At 65.2% G+C, this 18,348-nt stretch carries 19 protein-coding genes and 1 pseudogene; 8 read left to right on the top strand and 12 right to left on the bottom strand.

Annotation, left to right across the window (positions count from 1 at the left end; translation table 11 throughout):
- Positions 1-34: 34 nt before the first annotated feature.
- Entirely contained in the window at positions 35-622 is a 588-nt protein-coding gene (locus BM382_RS06385) for a hypothetical protein (protein ID WP_239690399.1), read from the bottom strand.
- A 719-nt stretch (positions 623-1,341) separates the two neighbouring features.
- Here BM382_RS06385 and mqo point away from each other — a divergent pair.
- From mqo to BM382_RS06370, 3 genes are all read left to right on the top strand, one after another.
- Complete coding sequence (mqo, locus tag BM382_RS06380) at positions 1,342-2,979, top strand: malate dehydrogenase (quinone) (protein ID WP_011060725.1); 1,638 nt, start codon at positions 1,342-1,344, stop codon at positions 2,977-2,979.
- 254 nt (positions 2,980-3,233) lie between these two features.
- Positions 3,234-3,956 (top strand): GNAT family N-acetyltransferase, encoded by a 723-nt coding sequence (locus tag BM382_RS06375; RefSeq protein ID WP_015635183.1) that lies wholly within the window; start codon positions 3,234-3,236, stop codon positions 3,954-3,956.
- Positions 3,957-4,023: 67 nt separating this feature from the next.
- The gene (locus BM382_RS06370) at positions 4,024-4,806 is read left to right on the top strand and encodes a DeoR/GlpR family DNA-binding transcription regulator (protein WP_072442355.1); all 783 of its coding nucleotides are present in this window, start codon (positions 4,024-4,026) and stop codon (positions 4,804-4,806) included.
- Between the two features lie 116 nt (positions 4,807-4,922).
- Here the strand turns inward: BM382_RS06370 and BM382_RS06365 are convergent, their stop codons facing one another.
- The 5 genes from BM382_RS06365 to BM382_RS06345 all read right to left on the bottom strand — a co-directional run bounded on the left by BM382_RS06365 (position 4,923) and on the right by BM382_RS06345 (position 9,949).
- Entirely contained in the window at positions 4,923-5,720 is a 798-nt protein-coding gene (locus BM382_RS06365; RefSeq protein WP_072442352.1) for a nucleotidyltransferase domain-containing protein, read from the bottom strand.
- An 87-nt stretch (positions 5,721-5,807) separates the two neighbouring features.
- Positions 5,808-7,136 (bottom strand): MFS transporter, encoded by a 1,329-nt coding sequence (locus tag BM382_RS06360; RefSeq protein WP_011060729.1) that lies wholly within the window; start codon positions 7,134-7,136, stop codon positions 5,808-5,810.
- Between the two features lie 154 nt (positions 7,137-7,290).
- Positions 7,291-8,484, bottom strand: a complete 1,194-nt coding sequence (lhgO, locus tag BM382_RS06355; RefSeq protein WP_065363738.1) for an L-2-hydroxyglutarate oxidase — start codon at positions 8,482-8,484, stop codon at positions 7,291-7,293.
- Between the two features lie 115 nt (positions 8,485-8,599).
- Positions 8,600-9,310, bottom strand: a complete 711-nt coding sequence (locus BM382_RS06350) for a FadR/GntR family transcriptional regulator (RefSeq protein ID WP_011060731.1) — start codon at positions 9,308-9,310, stop codon at positions 8,600-8,602.
- A 111-nt stretch (positions 9,311-9,421) separates the two neighbouring features.
- A complete protein-coding gene (locus BM382_RS06345) occupies positions 9,422-9,949 on the bottom strand; it encodes a GNAT family N-acetyltransferase (RefSeq protein ID WP_011060732.1) in 528 nt (175 codons plus the stop codon).
- A 124-nt stretch (positions 9,950-10,073) separates the two neighbouring features.
- Here BM382_RS06345 and BM382_RS06340 point away from each other — a divergent pair, with 124 nt between their 5' ends.
- Positions 10,074-10,967 carry a LysR family transcriptional regulator gene (locus tag BM382_RS06340; protein WP_072442350.1) on the top strand — a complete coding sequence of 298 codons (894 nt, stop codon included), beginning with the start codon at positions 10,074-10,076 and terminating at the stop codon, positions 10,965-10,967.
- Between the two features lie 4 nt (positions 10,968-10,971).
- Here the strand turns inward: BM382_RS06340 and BM382_RS06335 are convergent, their stop codons facing one another.
- Both BM382_RS06335 and BM382_RS32225 read right to left on the bottom strand, forming a co-directional pair.
- A complete protein-coding gene (locus BM382_RS06335) occupies positions 10,972-11,586 on the bottom strand; it encodes a LysE family translocator (protein ID WP_015635189.1) in 615 nt (204 codons plus the stop codon).
- A 123-nt stretch (positions 11,587-11,709) separates the two neighbouring features.
- Positions 11,710-11,907 (bottom strand): hypothetical protein, encoded by a 198-nt coding sequence (locus tag BM382_RS32225; RefSeq protein WP_345769776.1) that lies wholly within the window; start codon positions 11,905-11,907, stop codon positions 11,710-11,712.
- Between BM382_RS32225 and BM382_RS06330 the strand changes: the two are divergent.
- Positions 11,866-11,988, top strand: a pseudogene (locus BM382_RS06330) (agmatine deiminase family protein); the annotation flags it as partial. The gene BM382_RS32225 and the pseudogene BM382_RS06330 sit on opposite strands and share 42 nt — an antisense overlap.
- Before the next feature lie 129 nt (positions 11,989-12,117).
- The gene (locus BM382_RS06325; RefSeq protein ID WP_072442348.1) at positions 12,118-12,576 is read left to right on the top strand and encodes a GNAT family N-acetyltransferase; all 459 of its coding nucleotides are present in this window, start codon (positions 12,118-12,120) and stop codon (positions 12,574-12,576) included.
- Positions 12,577-12,631: 55 nt separating this feature from the next.
- Here the strand turns inward: BM382_RS06325 and BM382_RS06320 are convergent, their stop codons facing one another.
- Both BM382_RS06320 and BM382_RS06315 read right to left on the bottom strand, forming a co-directional pair.
- Complete coding sequence (locus tag BM382_RS06320; protein WP_072442346.1) at positions 12,632-13,573, bottom strand: class I SAM-dependent methyltransferase; 942 nt, start codon at positions 13,571-13,573, stop codon at positions 12,632-12,634.
- Between the two features lie 241 nt (positions 13,574-13,814).
- The gene (locus BM382_RS06315; RefSeq protein WP_065363744.1) at positions 13,815-14,750 is read right to left on the bottom strand and encodes an ankyrin repeat domain-containing protein; all 936 of its coding nucleotides are present in this window, start codon (positions 14,748-14,750) and stop codon (positions 13,815-13,817) included.
- A 284-nt stretch (positions 14,751-15,034) separates the two neighbouring features.
- Between BM382_RS06315 and BM382_RS06310 the strand changes: the two genes are divergently transcribed.
- Both BM382_RS06310 and BM382_RS06305 read left to right on the top strand, forming a co-directional pair.
- A complete protein-coding gene (locus BM382_RS06310) occupies positions 15,035-16,018 on the top strand; it encodes an acrylyl-CoA reductase (NADPH) (RefSeq protein WP_011060738.1) in 984 nt (327 codons plus the stop codon).
- 133 nt (positions 16,019-16,151) lie between these two features.
- Positions 16,152-17,507 (top strand): MATE family efflux transporter, encoded by a 1,356-nt coding sequence (locus tag BM382_RS06305; RefSeq protein WP_072442344.1) that lies wholly within the window; start codon positions 16,152-16,154, stop codon positions 17,505-17,507.
- Positions 17,508-17,516: 9 nt separating this feature from the next.
- Here BM382_RS06305 and BM382_RS06300 read toward each other — a convergent pair whose 3' ends face one another.
- Together BM382_RS06300 and BM382_RS06295 are read right to left on the bottom strand one after the other, a co-directional pair.
- Positions 17,517-17,846 (bottom strand): DUF2834 domain-containing protein, encoded by a 330-nt coding sequence (locus tag BM382_RS06300; RefSeq protein WP_011060740.1) that lies wholly within the window; start codon positions 17,844-17,846, stop codon positions 17,517-17,519.
- A gap of 14 nt (positions 17,847-17,860) precedes the next feature.
- Positions 17,861-18,262, bottom strand: coding sequence for a DUF6713 family protein (locus tag BM382_RS06295; protein WP_072442341.1), 402 nt, complete (start codon positions 18,260-18,262; stop codon positions 17,861-17,863).
- Between the last annotated feature and the right edge of the window lie 86 nt (positions 18,263-18,348).

Below are 18,348 nucleotides of genomic sequence, written 5' to 3'. Positions count from 1 at the left end.
CAATTTGCCTGAACGATCGAAGGACGGATTGCAGCTAGCTGGGGTAGTGCATGGTCAGCACGGCCCAGCGCAGGTTCTCGACCCCGGGTACTTCGCCAATATCGCGGGAGGCGTGTTCGACCCAGCCGGTGTATTCCACGACCGCCTCCAGATGCTTTGTCCATTTATCCTCTGTGAAGCCGACGCCGAAGATGATCACGCTGCCGCTGGCGACCTTTTCTTCCTTGGCCTTCAGGCGTGTCATGTACCAGTAGTCGTCCGATGCCGAGATGAACAACTTGCCTTGGTTGGCGTTGGCAAAGGGCGCCTTGAGTTCGATGAAGTGGAAGCGCCGCTTGTCTGCATCGCGGATCCACAGGTCACATTGCTTATGGTGAATGTCCATGTCGGACCAGCGCTGGTCCAGGGCGACCTTGTATTCCACGCCCACGTCGCCGAGCCAGCCGTCGCGTGGCCCGGCCAACCCCCGGTGCTGGATCAGCCAGAAATAGAATTCGAACTTCAGCCAGCCTTCGAAACCATTGCCGAGCACGCTGAGGGCCGAGGGAAGGTGCGGGCGCTCCTGTTCCCAGGACTTCAGGAACGCGCGGAACTCTGTTGCGACACTGTCGATACCTTGCATGGCCGTCCTTTGCAGTAAATGGGTGAAGGTGGTGTTGTGGCGCGGTGCCATCATGCATCAAGGTCGCCTCTTGGCGAAGGCGCATTTGCCGCTTTGAATGAGGGGCGGCCAGCGTCGTTGTGACGCATTGATTGCGGCAGGTGTCGTACAGCGTCGAGGTTTTCCCGGGCGGGCGGCTCGTGGCTCCGGCCAAGACAGGCTGATGCCGTAATGATATTCTTGCGCTGAATCGGTTCATCGTTTGTGCAGAAATACCTTACCCGTGCTTAGCTTCAAGTGGCCTGTTCGGGTCCCTTGCAAGGCTGTGGGAGTGTCTGCACGACCCCGCCGAATGTAATGTCAGGCAGTGTTCGTTTACCTCTTTGGTTGAACCCGACCCCTAATTTCCTGTTGGCCCCCGCAGTTGCGGGCGTCATTCTTGTTCGTCCGGCAGTTTGCGGCGCGCAAGGTCGGGCAGGGGGAAACTGCCTGTTGGTTGCGTCCCGTGACGTGCCCTGAGAAACACTGTCACTCAAGTAGCTGAAGCCAAGAACGACAAGAAGTCAGCGCCGGAGCGATATAAAACTGAGGTCGAGCCTGTCTCGTCGGCCTTGTGTGCCCACCCTCCAGTTCTTTTGAATGTGTTGGTCCAGGACCTGCGAAATGACTGTTTCGCAATCACCGGAGTACGCAGGATCGAGGATGGGGCGGCGGATGGCGTTCTATCGTAGGTACTCAGAATGTTTAAGAAAGTGAACACGGCCCTGATCGGGCTGGCGATGTCGATAGGCCTCACGACCGCGCACGCGGCTGAGCCGAAGAAAGTGGATGTGCTGCTGATCGGTGGCGGCATCATGAGTTCGACCCTCGGGGTCTGGCTCAATGAGCTGCAGCCGGATTGGTCGATGGAGATGGTCGAGCGCCTGGACGGCGTCGCAGAAGAAAGCTCCAACGGCTGGAACAACGCCGGTACCGGCCACTCCGCTTTGGCCGAGCTGAACTACACGCCGGAAGGCAAGGACGGCAAGATCGAGATCGCCAAGGCCATCGAGATCAACGAAGCGTTCCAGATTTCCCGGCAGTTCTGGTCCTGGCAGGTCAAGAACGGCGTCCTGAAGAACCCGCGTTCGTTCATCAACTCCACCCCGCACATGAGCTTCGTCTGGGGCGATGACAACATCAAGTTCCTCAAGGCCCGCTACGAGGCCCTGCAGGCCAGCCCGCTGTTCAGCGGCATGCAGTACTCCGAAGACGCCGAGCAGATCAAGAAGTGGGTTCCACTGATGATGGAAGGTCGTGACCCGGCGCAGAAGATCGCTGCGACCTGGACCCCGATCGGCACCGACGTCAACTTCGGCGAGATCACTCGCCAGTTCGTTGCCCACCTGCAGGCTCAGCCCAACTTCGCGCTGAAACTGTCCAGCGAAGTGCAGGAAATCGAGCGCAATAAAGACGGCTCGTGGCGCGTGACCTACAAGAACCTCAAGGACGGTTCGAAAACCGAGACCGACGCCAAGTTCGTGTTCATCGGCGCCGGCGGCGGTGCCCTGCACCTGCTGCAGAAGTCGGGCATTCCTGAAGCCAACGAATACGCCGGCTTCCCGGTGGGTGGCTCGTTCCTGGTGACCGACAACGCCAGCGTGGCCGAGCAGCACCTGGCCAAGGCCTACGGCAAGGCTTCGGTCGGCGCGCCACCGATGTCGGTTCCGCACCTGGACACTCGTGTGCTGGACGGCAAGCGGGTGATCCTGTTTGGCCCATTCGCTACCTTCTCCACCAAGTTCCTCAAGGAAGGTTCGTACTTCGACCTGCTGACCAGCACCACCACCCACAACTTCTGGCCGATGACCAAGGTGGGCATCGAGCAGTACCCGCTGGTGGAATACCTGGCCGGCCAGCTGATGCTGTCGGATGACGACCGCTTCGCCGCGCTGAAGGAATACTTCCCCAACGCCAAGCAGGAAGACTGGCGCCTGTGGCAGGCCGGCCAGCGCGTGCAGATCATCAAGCGTGACGAAGAGAAGGGCGGCGTGCTGAAACTGGGCACCGAGATCGTGGCCTCCGAAGACGGCAGCATCGCCGGCCTGCTGGGCGCGTCCCCAGGTGCTTCGACCGCCGCGCCGATCATGCTCAGCGTGCTGCAGAAAGTCTTCAAGGACCAGGTCGCGACCCCGGCCTGGCAGGAGAAGCTCAAGCAGATCGTGCCGAGCTACGGTACGGCCCTGAACGACAGCCCTGAGCGTGTGGCCAAAGAATGGGCCTACACCGCTGAAGTGCTGCAACTGACCCCGCCACCGCCGGTCAAGGGCGCGGCGCCTCAAGCTCCGGCCAGCCTGGCCAAGCCAGAGAGCAACCCAGCGGCCGACATGGCGCTGTAAGCCCTCGCCCCGCCCGCGTTCGTCGGGCGGGGTACCGCGGATGCGCCGGTGCATCCGCATCCTGTGCCGGTTGCGGCCATGGTCCCGCCATAGCCGCAGCCAGCCAGTCTCTTGCTCCCGATCCCATTCGCGCTCTTTCGCCGATGCACGCGCCCGATGCGCTGCCCGGTTGTGCGCCTGTGTCACCCGCGCCGGGTTATCATGGCGCGCCCGCCGTAGCCGGGCATGCCCCAATCCTCGGAGTCACCGCCTCGATGTCCAGCATCACCCTGTTCCAAGCCCCGCCGCCCGAAGCCATCCAGAGCCAGATCCAGCAGATGGTGGTGGACTACATCACCGACGTCAGCGCGGTGGCCATCGCCCCGAGCAACCCGCTGTACAACCTGTACCAGTACGGCGTCGGCTATGAGGTGCACCTGTACCTGCAGGCCATGGACGGTTCCCGGGGGATTGCGGTGGAGCTGGTGGTGGCCACCGATCCGCAGGCCCCGGACCAGGTGCTGGGTTTCACCCTGTACCTGCCGGTCAAGGACGATCCCCAGGCCTGCGCCGTGGCGTACATGGCGGTGCTGCAAGGCCACCGGCGCCAGGGCATTGCCCGGCAGATGCTGCAAGCCATGCTGGCGCGTTACCCCCATGCGGAACTTGCCTGCAACGTGGCCAAGGTGGGGTGTTTCGAGGCCCTGGGCTTCCAGCTGCTGGGCGCCCGCGGCCCGCAGGTGCTGATGAACACCCGGGACCATGGCAGCGACGGCCTGCTGGCGGTGCTGGATGTGGCGCCGATCTACCAGTCGGTGGAAGTGCGGCAGATCCACACCTACCTGCTGGCCCAGCACGGGCGCAAGGCCATGCTGGAAGCGGAGAAAAAGCGCGACCGGCAGCTGGACCAGATGACCCGCCAGGCCCAGGCGCTGGTGCGCGAGCGCCTCGGGGAAGCGGCTTTGTACCGCTCACGGGCGCCGCAGCTGATCAACTGATCGGGTTGCTTGTTTTTGCCCGAGTGTCTATGTAGCTTGGCGAAAACACGCAATAACGGGCATAAACATGCAAAGTCAACACCCGCCAGCCGAGCTGCCATCCTTGCGTCGGCAAAAAATCCTTCTGCTGCTGGAGCGCGACGGCAAGGTCATGGCCACCGAACTGAGCCGGCATTTCGCGGTGTCCGAAGACACCATCCGTCGCGACCTGGCGGAGCTGGATGCCGCCGGACTGGTGCAGCGGGTCCATGGTGGCGCGCTGCCGCGGCCCAAGGACAGCGGCAAGGACTACTTCACCCGAGTCGGCGAAACCAGTGAGGCGAAACTGCGCCTGGCGCAATATGCCGTGCAATGGGTGCAGGACGGCCAGACGGTGCTGTTCGATTCCGGCTCCACCACCCTGCACATCGCCCAGTCGCTGCCGGCGGGCATCAGCCTGACCGCGGTCACCGCCTCGCCGATGATTGCCGTGGCCCTGGCCGAGCACCCCAAGGTCAGGGTGATTCTCGCCGGTGGCCAGCTCAACCCGGCAACCCTGTCCGCCAGCGGCCATGAAGCACTGCGCATGATTCAGGGGATCAAGGCCGACCTGATGTTCACCGGCGTCTGCGCGATCCACCCGGAGATCGGCATCAGCTCCCTGCATTTCGACGAGGTGCCGATCAAGCAGGCAATGTTCGACAGTGCCAGCGAGGTCATCGCCGTGACCACCGCCGACAAGCTCGGCGCCATGGAACCCTTCGTCGTGGTGCCATGCAACCGCTTGCACCGGCTGGTGACCGAGCAGGAGGCGCCGGGTGTGGACATCGAAGGTTATCGGCAGTTGGGGATCGAGGTGCTGCAGGTCTGATCCGGCAGCGACCCCCGTTCCGGCGCCGTTTGCAGTAGATGGGGCAGCGCCTCGCGGGGTTGAGCCGTTTAGAAGCCCTGGTGCAGCCGTTGCCGGGGGCGGTGCAATTGCAAGGGTCAATTCCTGGATGGCGGCGGGGCCAGTGCCTGGCTCATCCACTGCGCCATCTGCCGCAAGCGGTCGCTGAAACCGGCGCCGGCGGGGGCCGTTGCCTCGGCGGCCTGGCGAAACACGTCGATGGGGCCTGCCATTTCCGGGTAGTGCTGCACAAACAGCCGCACGTGCTCATCCAGGCTCTGGGGCCAGCTCGGCTCCTGCTCCTGGCGCAGCAGGTTGGTGGCGCGAACGAGTTTGCGCGAGGCCTGCCGTTGCAGCCGGAGGACTTCGGCGGGCATCTGTTCGCGGTCGATGCGCTTGGCGTAGTCGTCCAGCACTGCGAGAAAGTCACCGTTCACCGCCAGGGCAATCTCCCGGCTGGGCCTGAAAGGTGCAAAGCGCGAGCGCAGGTCTTCGCCCCAGAGGCAGCGGCAATGGTGCTTGAGCCAATAGCCCCAGCTGTCGAGGTTCCGCGTTTCCAGCACCTGGTTGAGGTCGCCGATATCGAAATCGATCTTCGACACCAGCGGGTGGCGCGCTTGCAGGGCCTGGCGCAGGTTTTCCAGATGCAGGCACGCGGCCGGGGCGGTGGGATCTTGCAGGATCAGGCACAGGTCCAGGTCGGAAGCTCCAGGCCGGGCTGTGCCACGGGCGACGCTGCCGTACAGGTACAGGCTATGCAGCGGCGGGCTGGCGGGAGCGGTGAGGGCGGCGCACAGCTCGTCGAGCAGGGCTCGGTACTCGGGCTGCAGGGGTGGTTCGGCAGGAAGGGCGATCAAGCCGTTGGCATCGACGCCGAATGCGCTATCGAGTGACATGGGGTGGCCTGTAATGCGGGTTCAGCGGCCACCTTAGCAAAGTCTGCCCGGGCCGTTGGAGCGGCCCGGGCAGGGTTGGGTCCAGCCTCAGTTCTTGAAGGCCGAGTGCTTGCGGCCCTGGTCGAGGAAGGCGAACACCACCACCAGCACCGCGGCGACGGCGAGAATGATCACCACGCCGTCGGTGGAGTGGGTGGCCGAGGCCGTCACCAGGGACAGAGCGCCCAGCGGCGCCAGGCCACCAGCGATGGCGGTGCCGATCTCGCGCCCGGTGCCGAAGCCCGAAGAGCGGGTCGCGGTGGGGAACTGGCGGCTGAGAAAGGAGCCCTGTGGGGCGAACATCATCGGCGCCAGAATGCCGGTGCCGACGCCGATGGCGATGTAGATCATCAGGCTCTCACCGGTGTTGAGCAGGGCCAGGAAGGGGTAGGCGAACAGCACCGAGAACAGCCCGCCGAGGATCAGCACGGTCTTGCTGCTCCACTTGTCGCAGAGCCAGCCGAAGAACGGCACGGCGACGATGGCGATCAGGCTGGCGATGGTCACCGACAGCGAAGTGACGTGCACATCGACGTTCTTGTACTGGGTCAGGTAGGCCAGGGAGAAGGTCTTGAAGATGTAGCTCAGGGCGTTGTAGCCCACCGCCACGAAGAACACCACGGCCAGGCCCTTGAGGTCGTTCTTGAACAGCGCCTTGAGCGGCGAGGCCTTGGCTTTCTGGCTTTCCTTGCTCAGTTCCTTGAACTCCGGGGTTTCCGGAATGCTGTTGCGCACCCACAGGCCGACGGCCACCAGGACGATGCTGCAGACGAACGGAATGCGCCAGCCGCCGGCCAGCAGGAACTCGTTGCCGTTGATGGTCAGCAGGTAGATGGTCAGCGACGACAGCAGCAGGCCCAGGTTCAGCCCCAGCGCCGGCCAGGCGCCCTGGCTGCCGCGCTTGCCCTCGCTGGCGTGTTCATAGGAGGTGACCGCCGCGCCGGACAGTTCGGCGCCGGCGCCCAGGCCCTGGATGATGCGGATTGCCACCAGCAGGATCGGCGCCCAGATGCCGATCGACGCGTAGCTGGGGATCAGGCCGATCAGCGCGGTGCAGACGCCCATCAGGCAGAAGGTCAGCACCAGTACCTGCTTGCGGCCGAACTTGTCCCCCAGGTAGCCGAACAGGATGCCGCCGAAGGGGCGGGCGATAAAGCCGATGGCAAAGGTCGAGAAGGCCATGAGGGTGGCGCTTTTCGGGTTGCTGTTATCGAAGAAGATCTTCGAGAAGACGATGGCCGCCATGGTGGCGTAGAGGTAGAAGTCATACCACTCCAGCATCGAGCCGAAGATGGTGGCCGCCGCGACCTTGCGCAGGCGTTTCTTGGTTTGCTGTGGGGTTTCCGCTGCAGTACTGCTGGTTTCAACTGCGGTCATATCCGTACATCCTCATGAATCATTGTAGTTATTGTCGAGTTGACGCGAGCCTTGCGCGCCGCGCCCTAAAGGGCGGCCAAGGGGTATTGCGGCGACACGCGGCCCGCTTGGCAGTGCCGGGGCACTGCGCTGCAAGGTGATGGCGCGGGGTGTTTCAGGCGGCCTGGAAAATCCGGTCGGCAATCATCGAGCCAATGGGAATCGCCGAGGTGGCGGCGGGCGAGGGCGCGTTGCACACGTGCAACATGCGCGGGGTTTCGGCGAACAGGAAATCGTGCACCAGGCTGCCGTCGCGCATCACCGCCTGGGCGCGGATCCCCGCCTCATAAGGCAGCAGGTCTTCCACTTGCAGAGAAGGGCAGTACTTGCGGCACTGCTCCAGGTAGCCGGACTTGAACAGCGAGTTCTTCATCTCGGTGGTGCCGGAGCCGAGGTTCTGCCAGATGGTTTTCCAGAAACCGGGGAAGCTGGCGTACTGCGCCACGTCGCGCCAGTTGATGGAGAACTTCCTGTAGTTTTCCCGGCCCAGGCCCAGTACCGCGTTGGGGCCGACGGTAACGCTGCCGTCGATCATGCGGGTCAGGTGCACCCCGAGGAACGGCAGCTCCGGATCGGGGATCGGGTAGATCAAGTGATTGACGATGTTGTTCTTCGACGCCGGCAGACGGAAGTATTCGCCGCGGAAGGGGATGATCTGGTGGTCGATCTTCACCCCGGCCATCACCGCCAGGCGATCCGATTGCAGGCCGGCGCAGGCCACCAGCTTCTTCGCCTGCCAGCTGCCGCCGTGGCTGCTGACGGTGACGCTGTCGGCGCTTTCCTGGATCGCGGTGACGGTCTGGCTCAGGCAGATCTCGCCGCCCTCGCGGCGGATCACCCGGGCCATGGTGTCGCAGACTTCGCGGTAGTCGACGATGCCGGTGGCGTCGAGGAACAGCCCGCCAAGGCCGACGATATTCGGTTCGCGCTGGCGCAGTTGCTCGGCGTCCAGGCGCTCCACCTTCAGGCCGTTCTGTTGCGAGCGCTGGTACAGGGCCTCCATGCGCTGCACTTCCAGGGCATTGGACGCCACCAGCACCTTGCCGCAGACCTCGAACTTGATCCCGTGCTCGCTGCAGAACTGCTTGGTGGCCTCGGCGCCACGCTTGCACAGGTCGGCCTTGAGGCTGCCCGGAGCGTAGTAGATGCCGGCGTGGATCACCCCGCTGTTGTGCCCGGTCTGGTGCTTGGCCAGGACGTTTTCCTTTTCCAGGATGACCAGCGAAGCGCCGGGCTGGCGCTTGAGGATCTCCATCGCCGTAGCCAGGCCGACGATGCCGCCGCCGATGATGCAAAAGTCATAAATCATTGTTCTTAGGTACCTTGGATCCAATGCGTTTCGGTCTGGTTATCAGGTTGTCAGACTAACTAATCCGACAAAAAACCGCAGGCCGTGGCATGCGGCTCGAAGCGTGAAGCTGGGGTCAATCGATAGTCGGCAGCTCCAGGCCCAGGCGCTTGGCCGAAGCCCGCAAGTGGGCGTCGGCGCAACCGGCGGCGGCCTGGCGGTCGCCAGCGGCAATCGCCTGGTACAGCGCCTGGTGTTCCTGGGTGGCATCGGCGGAACCGCCCACCATGCGCAGCGCCGAGTTCTCCCAGGCGGCCTTGCGGGCGCTGGTCAGCTGGCTGCGCAGAAAATCATGGAAGGCCACGAAATAGTCGTTCTTGCTGGCCTCGGCGATGGCCCGGTGGAACTCCACGTCGGCCAGCCCCGCGGCTTCGAAATCACTGCGCTTGTCGTGCATTTCCTGCAACGCGCCCTGCATCCGTTGCAGGTCGGCGGCATCGCGGCGCTGGGCGGCGATCGACGCGGCCTGGGTTTCGATCCACAAACGCATCTCGAACATCTGCGCCAGGTCCGGCAGGCGGCCATCGCCCTGGGGGAAACGGAACACGGTGCCGGCGGGGGTCTTGGAAATGTACGAACCCAGGCCACGCCGGGCGATCAGTACGCCGTCGGCCTTGAGCTGGGCGATGGCCTCGCGAATCACCGAGCGGCTGACGTTCAACTGCTCGGCCAGTTGCTGCTCGGTCGGCAGGCGCGATTCGGGGGCCAGGCGGCCGGAGTCGATCTCGGTGCGGATCGCATTGACCACGCGCACAACGAGAGAGTCGGGTCGCTGGAGTTCAAGCATGGGTGGGTAAAACCTTGGTAGTCAGGTTGTCAGACAATAGCCGTTGGGAATTTTCGCTGTCAAGAAAAACCCACGCCAGTCAGGCGTAGGCGGGGTCGCGCAAACGCGCACTCAGGCCGTCAGGGGGCAGCTGAAAATCAGGTCGTCGAAGTCTTCGCCACCCCTGCGGAAGGCCCCTTCGTCACGTTGCTGGAAGACGAAACCGCATCGCTCCAGAACCTGGCAGGACGCAGCATTGCCGTCGGTGACCGTGGCCACCAGGCGCTTGATCCCCAGGCTGTGGCGGGCGTACTGCATCAGCGTGCGCAGGGATTCCGTGGCCAGGCCCTTGCCTTGATGACCGGGGGCCAGCAGGTAGCCGACCTCGGCTTCGGCGCTGGGCCGGTCGCTGACTCGCAGGCCGGTGAAGCCCAGCTCCTCGCCGCTGTGGCGATCGCGGATCACCAGACACAGCCAGTGGTCGCAATCCATGTCCCAATGGGGCAGGCGCGAGGTGAAACGCTCCTCGATCTGCATCCGGGAGAGCGGATCGCAGACATAGCGCAGGTTTTCCGGGTCGCTGTGCAGGGCCAGGAACAGTTCCCAGTCATGGGCGTTCAGGGGGCGCAGGTTAAGGCGAGGGGTGTGCAGTTCCAGCATGGGGGGCTCCCGATCCGTGGGCAGGAAAGATTTTGGGCACTTTACAGGAGAAAAGTCTGACCGCTGCGCTGCTTATTTCGCATAAGATCCCGGGCCTGGGTTTTCAGGGATAGGGCAGGTAAGCGTGAACTGGGACGATTTGCGGTTTTTCATTGCCGTCGCCAATGCCAGCAACATCACCGACGCCGGGCAGGCGCTGAAGGTGTCGGCCTCGACGGTCTCGCGCAAGATCCTGGTGCTGGAGCAGGCCTTGAGCAGCGTGCTGTTCCTCAAGACCACCCAGGGCTATTTCCTCACCGAAGCCGGCCAGGCCCTGCTGCCCATGGCCCTGGAGATCGAGGAGCGCTTGCGCCTGATGGAACGCCAGTTGTCCCGGCCAGGCGCGCGCATGGCCGGGGTGGTGCGCATCGAATGCCCGGAGTTGATGGGCAGCCACCTGATCATTCCCGCACTGGCGCAGTTTCGCTTGCAGCATCCGCAGATCAGCTTCGATTTCGTCAATGCGGCGCGCTCGGTCAAGCTCACCCAGAGCCACAGCGACCTGCTGCTGCGCCTGCAACGGCCGGAAGCCGGCAACTTCACCCTGCGCCGGGTCGGCGAGTTGACCCAGGCGCTGTTCTGTTCCCCAGGTTATGCCGCAGCCCATGGCTGCCCCGAGAAGCCTTCGGAGCTGCGCCAGCATTCGCTGATCGGCTGGAACCAGACCCTGGCCCACATGCCCCTGGCCCGCTGGCTGGACCAGCTCAGCGGTAATCAGCCGTTGTGGATGCGCACCGGCAACCTGGAGGCGCAGCTCAAGGCGGTGCAGGCGGGCCTGGGGATTGCCGCCTTGCCGGCCTATATCGCAGAACCCCTGGGCCTGCACCGGGTCTTGCCCCAGGCTCCGGCCCACCGCGCGGATATCTGGCTGCTGCGCAACCTGGCGACCCAGGGCCAGGAGCGGGTCGAGCGGGTGGCGGAATTTCTCTGCGATCTGCTGGCGCGCCAGGGCTTGCAGAGTGAGGGCAAGGCCGGCTGACGCGCTAGGCGCCACGCAGCAATAGCCACCCGGCCACCGCCATCAGCAGCAAGCCGAACAGCGCATTCTGCGCCAGCAGCAGGCGAGGGCGGTCGTGCATCAGCCGCTGCAGGCTTGAGCCCAGGCTGGCCCACAGCAGGTGGCCGAACAGGTTCACCGCGATCAGCGCGGCGCTGAGCGCCAGCACCACGGCAGTGCCCGCATCGGCGCCCGGGCTGAAGGTGGAGAACATGACCAGCAGCATCACCAGACCCTGCACGTTGCCCAGTTGCAGCATCACGCCATCACGAAACTGCAGGGCTTCACTCTGCTCGCCAGGCTTGCGCAACGGCCGCAGCAGCAGGCGCAGGCCCAGCCAGAAAATGTACAGGCTGCCCGCTATCCGTAGCCCCCAGAGCAACCCTGGGTACGCCGCCAGGCTGTGATACAGCCCCAGCCCCACCAGTAGCGCCAGGAGCAGGTAGGTCAGGTCCAGCCCGCAGATGAAGCGCAGGGAACGCCGCACGCCGCTGCGGGCGCCGGAGCTGGCCACCATCAGGTTGCCGGGGCCGGCGCTCAGGGCCATGGGCAGCATGGTGGACAGCCACAGCGGCCAGTTGATGTCGTGGATCGGGGGCACGGGCGGTTCCTGGAAGGCAGTGCGGATTGCACTGGCGCCAGCTTAAGGCGCCGCCACGCGTGGGGTTAGGGGCAGGAATGGAAAGCGGTTTTGCATCGCTCCAGTCCTTGCCGGGCGGGCGCCTCAAGCTTCGGCCGAACCCTGCAGCGCAGCCTGTAGCCACTGCGAGAAACTGCGGGTCAGCGGGCTGCTTTCACTGTCGCGGTGAATCAGCCAGGCCCAGGTCGGGCCGCGCACGCTCTGTTCGCACAAAGGGCTCAGCAATTGGCTGACCAGGGCAAGGCCCACCGCCTGCTGGCCAGCCTTTATCCCGGGCGGCAGGTGATCCAGCTGGATATCGACGCTATCGCCGCAGGGGGCGGCGGCATTCACTGCGTGACCCATCAGCAGCCCGGGCTGTGAGGGGTTGGGAAAAGTGGTCTGTTACAGATGGCAGAATTGGCCTGATAAAATCCGCCACTCACGCACTAACCTGCGCACTCTTCAATAACCGGGGCTGATCCCGGTGTGGATGATCAAGAGGAGCGCGTAATGAGCGATCAACAACCTGCGGTGACGGTACGGGCGATTCAGCCTGGGGATTACCAGCAATGGCTGCCGCTGTGGCTGGCCTATCAGGATTTCTATCAGGTGACGCTGAGCGAAGAGGTCAGTCGCCGCACGTTCGAGCGTTTCCTCGATTCGCGGGAACCGATGTATTCGGCGGTGGCGGTGCAGGGCGATGAAGACATCGGCTTCGTCAACCTGGTGTTGCACCGTTCGACCTGGGCCGTCGGCGACTTCTGCTACCTGGAAGACCTGTACGTGGCCCCGTCGATTCGCGGCAGCGGGGCGGGGAAACTGTTGATCGAGTGGGTGCAGGCCTTTGCCCGGCAACACCAGTGCGCTCGTTTGTACTGGCATACCCAGGAGAGCAACAAGCGGGCGCAACGGTTGTATGACTGGGTGGCGCACAAGCCGGGGGTGATCGAGTATCGGATGGAGTTGTAAGGGCCTGGCTGGATGCCCGTTGCTGCAGCAACGGCCACCCAGCCAGGATCAAGGCCTATGCCCCATGCCGAAATACCAGTGCCTTGAGCCCGCACTGCGGATCCGCATCCGGAAACTCCGGCGGGTTCTCCAGCCGCTGTTCAAAGCGCAACCCCGGCGCCGCTTCGGCCATCCCCTCCAGAAGAAAATCCACGCTAAACGCCGGATCATTCATGCACGCCAGTACGCAACCATCGGCCGTGAGCAACTCCGGCAGGCGCCGCAGCACCCGCGCATAGTCCTTGCCGAGGACAAAGCTGCCTTTCTGGAACGACGGCGGGTCGATGATCACCAGGTCATAGGGCCCGCCCTGCTTGACCTTGCTCCAAGACTTGAACAGGTCATGGCCGAGGAAGCTCACCCGGCTGGTGTCGTGGCCGTTGAGCCGGTGGTTTTCGCGGCCGCGGCTCAAGGCCGCCCGGGACATGTCGAGGTTGACCACCCGCTCGGCACCGCCGGCAATCGCCGCCACCGAGAAGCCGCAGGTATAGGCAAACAGGTTCAGGACATTCTTGCCCCGGGCATTGGCCCGCACCCAGTTGCGCCCGTAGCGCATGTCGAGGAACAGCCCGTTGTTCTGCTTGCTGCCCAGGTCCACCTGGTAGCGCAGGCCTTCCTCGGTGATGGTGCAACTGTCGATGGCCTCGCCCAGCAGCCACTCGCCACGGCTGTCGGGCAGGTAGCGGTGTTGCAGCATCAGGCTGCGGGCGCCGCTGGCCACCCATTGCGGGGTCGAGCCCAGGTCCGCCAGCAACTGCTGCAGGGCTTCGAGTTGCCCGGCTTCGGGTTCCTTGAACAAGGACACCAGCACTACCCCCTGCAGCCAGTCCACGGTCAGCTGTTCCAGCCCCGGCCAGCAGCGGCCGCGGCCATGGAACAGGCGCCGGGTTTCGCCGGGCGCGGCGGCCAGGGCGGTCAACAGGTGCTGGTTGAGGGTGGCGAGGGCGAGAGGGGTCATCAGCGGGGCCGGTCATTTTTTCGGGGCGGCATTTAACCACGGGCAGCAGCCCGCCCGCCAACCAGCAATTGCTGCTGGCTGGCGGCCGCCTGCTGTCGGGCCAGGGGCTTGTCGGCACGTGTTTCAACGCGGATCTGGACAGCGGTGGTGATGGCGGGCGACTGCACGCCAAGGGCGACGAGCTCGAACCGTGCCGCACGTCGAGCAGGCTGCGCCCGTTCGCTCTTGCCCCTTGCCCCCGCTAGAGAATGGCGTTTGCCCATTTCTGGGTGCCGGCCAGGCGGCGCTTGACGCTGTCGATGCGCCATTGGCCGGCAACCCGCTTGACCACGAAGCGATGCTCGTAGCAAAGGGCCCGGGACGCCGGGTCGCGCACCAGTACTTCGGCCTGGGCGGGCTTGAGCAACTGGCAGCCCAGTAGCTCGTCGGCCTCGGCGTGGGTCGTGGGGTAACCATAGGAGGCTCGCGGATAGGCCCGCGGTCGCAGGGTACAAAAACGTTCGAGCAACTGTTGCGGTTCGGCCCAGAAGGCGGCGTCGAGCGCGTCGTGGCCCAGGGCGTTGCCGCGCTGTTCCCAAGAGTACAAAGCCAGGGTATAGGCCCGCACCTGGGTGACCGGATCTGCGCTGCTGTCAGTACCAGGCACCAGCGGCGGCCAGGGCAGGGAAGGGGCCGGTGCAGGTGCTGGCGGTGCCCCGGTACCGGCCTGCTCCAGCTGTTGCATGACCTGGGCATGGCCATTTTCTTCGGCCAGGGACCAGGCGTTGCGTTGCTGGAAATCCACGGGCGAGGGGTTGGCGCCGGCCTCGAGCAGCAAGGCCACCATTGCCTCGTGGCCAGCCTGGGCAGCGTTCATCAGGGCGGTGCGTTGCAGTTCGGGGCTGGCCTGTTCGAGCGCTGCGCCATGGGCGATCAGCAACTCGGCCAGGGCAGTGTCGCCGTGGCTGGCGGCCCAGGCCAGGGGGCTGTAGCCCAGGGCCTTGCACGGCTGCTGGACATTCGCGCCGCGCGCCAGCAGCAGCGCCACGGCCGGCCGGTGCCCGGCGATAGTGGCGGCCAGCAAGGCCGTGCGGCCGGTGCCCTTGTGCTGCCATTCAAGGTCCGCACCCGCATCCAGCAGGCGCTCGAGAGCAGCAAGGTCGCCGCGCGCGGCGGCTTTTTCCAGGAGATGGGACAAGGTCGGAAATCCGTTCGGTCAGGGGGCAGATGCCGCCGCATGGTAGCGCTCTGGGGCCAGGTTCTGCCACGCCCGGGCTACTCCACGCACCGGTTCCGGCAGGCCGGGCGCGCTGGGCTGTACTGCGATACGCGACGCCGGCGTGGGCAGTGGGCTGTTTCGAGCGTCGCGGGTGGGGAGGGGAGGCTCATGGACGCCTTGCGGAGGCTTGCGTAGGATGGCGCGTTCGCGCTCTACGCCGTTGCAGCCAGCGCTGCAGCCTCCCTTGCCAACAGGAGTCCATGATGTTCAAGGCCATTGTGATCGACAAAGACACTGCAGGTTATCGCGCCCATCTGCGCGAGCTGGAGGAGGCGCAACTGCCTGAGGGCGATGTCACGGTCCGGGTGGCCTACAGCACCCTGAACTACAAGGACGGCCTGGCAATCACCGGCAAGAGCCCGGTGGTGCGGCAGTTTCCCATGGTCCCCGGTATCGACTTGGCAGGCACCGTCGAAGCCAGCAGCCATCCGCGCTTTCGCCCGGGTGAACAGGTGCTGCTCAATGGCTGGGGCGTGGGCGAGAGCCACTGGGGCGGGCTGGCGCAGAAGGCCCGGTTGCAGGGCGACTGGCTGATCCACCTGCCTGAAGCCTTCAGCGCGCGCCAGGCCATGGCCATCGGCACCGCCGGCTACACCGCCATGCTCTGCCTGATCGCCCTGGAGCGCAGCGGCCTGACCCCCGAACACGGCGAGGTGCTGGTCACCGGTGCCAGCGGCGGGGTCGGCAGTTTTGCGATCAGCCTGCTGTCGCGCCTGGGCTACTCGGTGATCGCCGCCACCGGGCGTCCGGAGGAGGCCGACTACCTCAAGGCGCTGGGCGCCAGCCGCATCATCGAGCGCGCCGAGCTGTCCCAGCCGGGGCGTCCGCTGGCCAAGGAACGCTGGGCGGCGGCCATCGACTCGGTGGGCAGCCACACGCTGGCCAACGTCTGTGCCGGCACCGCCGCCGATGGCCTGGTGGCCGCCTGCGGGTTGGCCCAGGGCATGGATTTCCCGGCCTCGGTGGCGCCCTTCATCCTGCGTGGGGTGAGCCTCTTGGGGATCAATAGCGTGACCCGTCCCTATCACGAGCGGGTGCATGCCTGGGAACGCCTGGCCGCCGAGGTGGACCAGCAGCACCTGCAGCGGATCACCCGCGAAGTGGGCCTGGAAGAGGCCCTGACCGTCGCCCACGAGTTGCTTGAAGGCAAGGTTCGCGGGCGGGTGGTGGTCGACGTCAACCACTGATATAAACCCCGGGCCGCGCTGTCGGAACGCCGTGCGCGGCCTGGGTTGCTACATGTTTCAGGTCCGACGCGAGCCCCGTGCCACGGGGCTTCTTCGCGGCCCTTCGTCCTCTTGATCCGAGGTTGCCTGTTTCATGTCCATTTCCCCTCAGCGCCCCCTCTGGCAGGTGTACCTGGTCTTCCTGCTGCCCATGGTGCTGTCGAATTTCCTGCAGTCGTTTTCCGGCACCCTCAACGGTATCTACATTGGCCAGTTGCTGGGCACCCAGGCGTTGGCGGCGGTGTCGGGGATGTTCCCCATCGTGTTCTTCTTCATTGCCCTGGTGATCGGCCTGGGGGCCGGCGCCTCGGTGCTGATCGGCCAGGCCTGGGGTGCACGGGAGCTGGATGCGGTGAAGTCGGTGGCCGGCAGTACCCTGATGCTGGGGGCCTTGATCGGCCTGCTGGGGGCGGTGCTGGGCATGCTGTTCGCCCGCCCGGCCCTGCAGGGCCTGGGCACACCGGCGGATGTACTGGACGACGCAGTGGGCTATGCCCGGGTGATGATGCTGATCATGCCGCTGCTGCTGGTGTTCGTGCTCTACACCCAGTTGCTGCGGGGTGTCAGCGATACCCTGTCGCCCCTGCTGGCCTTGATGGTCTCGACCCTGGCGGGGCTGCTGCTGACCCCGGCGTTGATCCGTGGCTGGCTGGGCCTGCCGCCCATGGGTATCCAGAGTGCGGCCTTCGCCGGGCTGGCGGGAAATATCCTGGCCATGGGGTTTCTGGTCTGGCGCCTGAGTGGCCGCGACCACCCCCTGGCCCCGGACCGGGCGCTGTTCGCGGCGCTGCGGCTGAACCGGGCGATACTCGGCAAGGTGCTGCGCATCGGCCTGCCCACCGGGGTGCAGATGGTGGTCATCTCGCTTTCCGAACTGGTGATCCTGGCCCTGGTCAACCGCCACGGTTCCCAGGCCACGGCGGCCTATGGCGCGGTGACCCAGATCGTCAACTACGTGCAGTTCCCGGCGCTGTCGATCGCTATCACCGCCTCGATCCTCGGCGCCCAGGCCATCGGCGCCGGGCGCCTGGAGCGCATCACCCCGATCCTGCGTACCGGGCTTGCGATCAACCTGTGCCTCACCGGCGCCCTGGTGCTGCTCGGCTACCTGGTTTCCCACTGGCTGCTGGGCCTGTTCATCATCGACCCGGCAGCCCTGGTGCAGGCCCAGCACCTGCTGCACATCATGCTCTGGAGCATCCTGGTGTTCGGTTTCCAGGCGGTGGTCGGCGGCATCATGCGCGCCAGCGGCACGGTGCTGGTGCCGGTGGCGATCTCGATCTTCTGCATCCTCGGGGTGCAGGTGCCGGCGGCCTATGTGCTGGACGCGCATTTCGGCCTGCAAGGGGTGTGGATGGCGTTCCCGGTGGCCTACCTGACCATGCTGGTGCTGCAGGTCTGCTACTTCAAGCTGGTGTGGCGCCACAAGGAGATCCAGCGCCTGATCTGAGGCCCGCGCTCAAGCGCCGCCGGCCAGTGGCTGCCGGGGCGGGCGCAGGTCGCGAACCACCAGGTACAGCAAGGGCCCGATGGAGACGAAGACCGCCGTCAGCAGCAGATAGGGCAGCACCGAACGCCAGGAGCGCCCACGGGCGCGGGCGTCTCCCAGCATCCACGCAGCCGCCAGCAGCGCCATCAGGTACAGGTCGATCACCACTTGTGCGGTGTCCGGGCGCGACAGCAGTTGCAGGCCGAATTGCAGCAGCGACTGTTCGGCCTGGAACAGGCAGTACAGGGTGTAGGCACTGAAGCCCAGTAGAGCCAGCAGGGCGGGGTAAGGGTGGCGCATGGCGCAGTCCTCGATCAGGGATGGGCTGGGTGTACGGCGCGGCGGTTGCGGGTGGCCAGGCCCAGCAGCAGATACAGCAGGCCGGCTGCGCCACAGCCAAAGATCAGGCTTTGCGACAGCAGGGAGTCGAACAGGTACAGCGGGTCGTCGCGCAGGCGTTGATGCAACCCGGCATGCACCAGGGCGAGCGCCGCCAGCCACAGGCGGGCAAGCTCGCGCACGCGACGGCGCCGATGGCCGCACAGCTGGACCAGCCCGGCACACAGGGGGACGTGCAGGGCAATGAACAGGTGCTGCCCGAGCATGGGGTCGAGGTCGCGCAGGCCATACAGCAGGCGCCATTCACGCTGCGCCACGGCATCCAGCTCATGGCCGGCGAACAGCCCGATGCAGAGTCGCCAGAGTGTGTTTTTCACGGTGAAAATCCTTGAACAAGCGGGAATGAACAGGCTAAGTGGCAAGCCTGTTGTCACTCAATGACCCCCCAGGTCATAGACAGCGG

The organism is Pseudomonas sp. NFPP25 (assembly GCF_900116505.1).
Lineage (GTDB): Bacteria > Pseudomonadota > Gammaproteobacteria > Pseudomonadales > Pseudomonadaceae > Aquipseudomonas > Aquipseudomonas protegens.
This window is presented reverse-complemented; position numbering and strand designations above follow the sequence as displayed.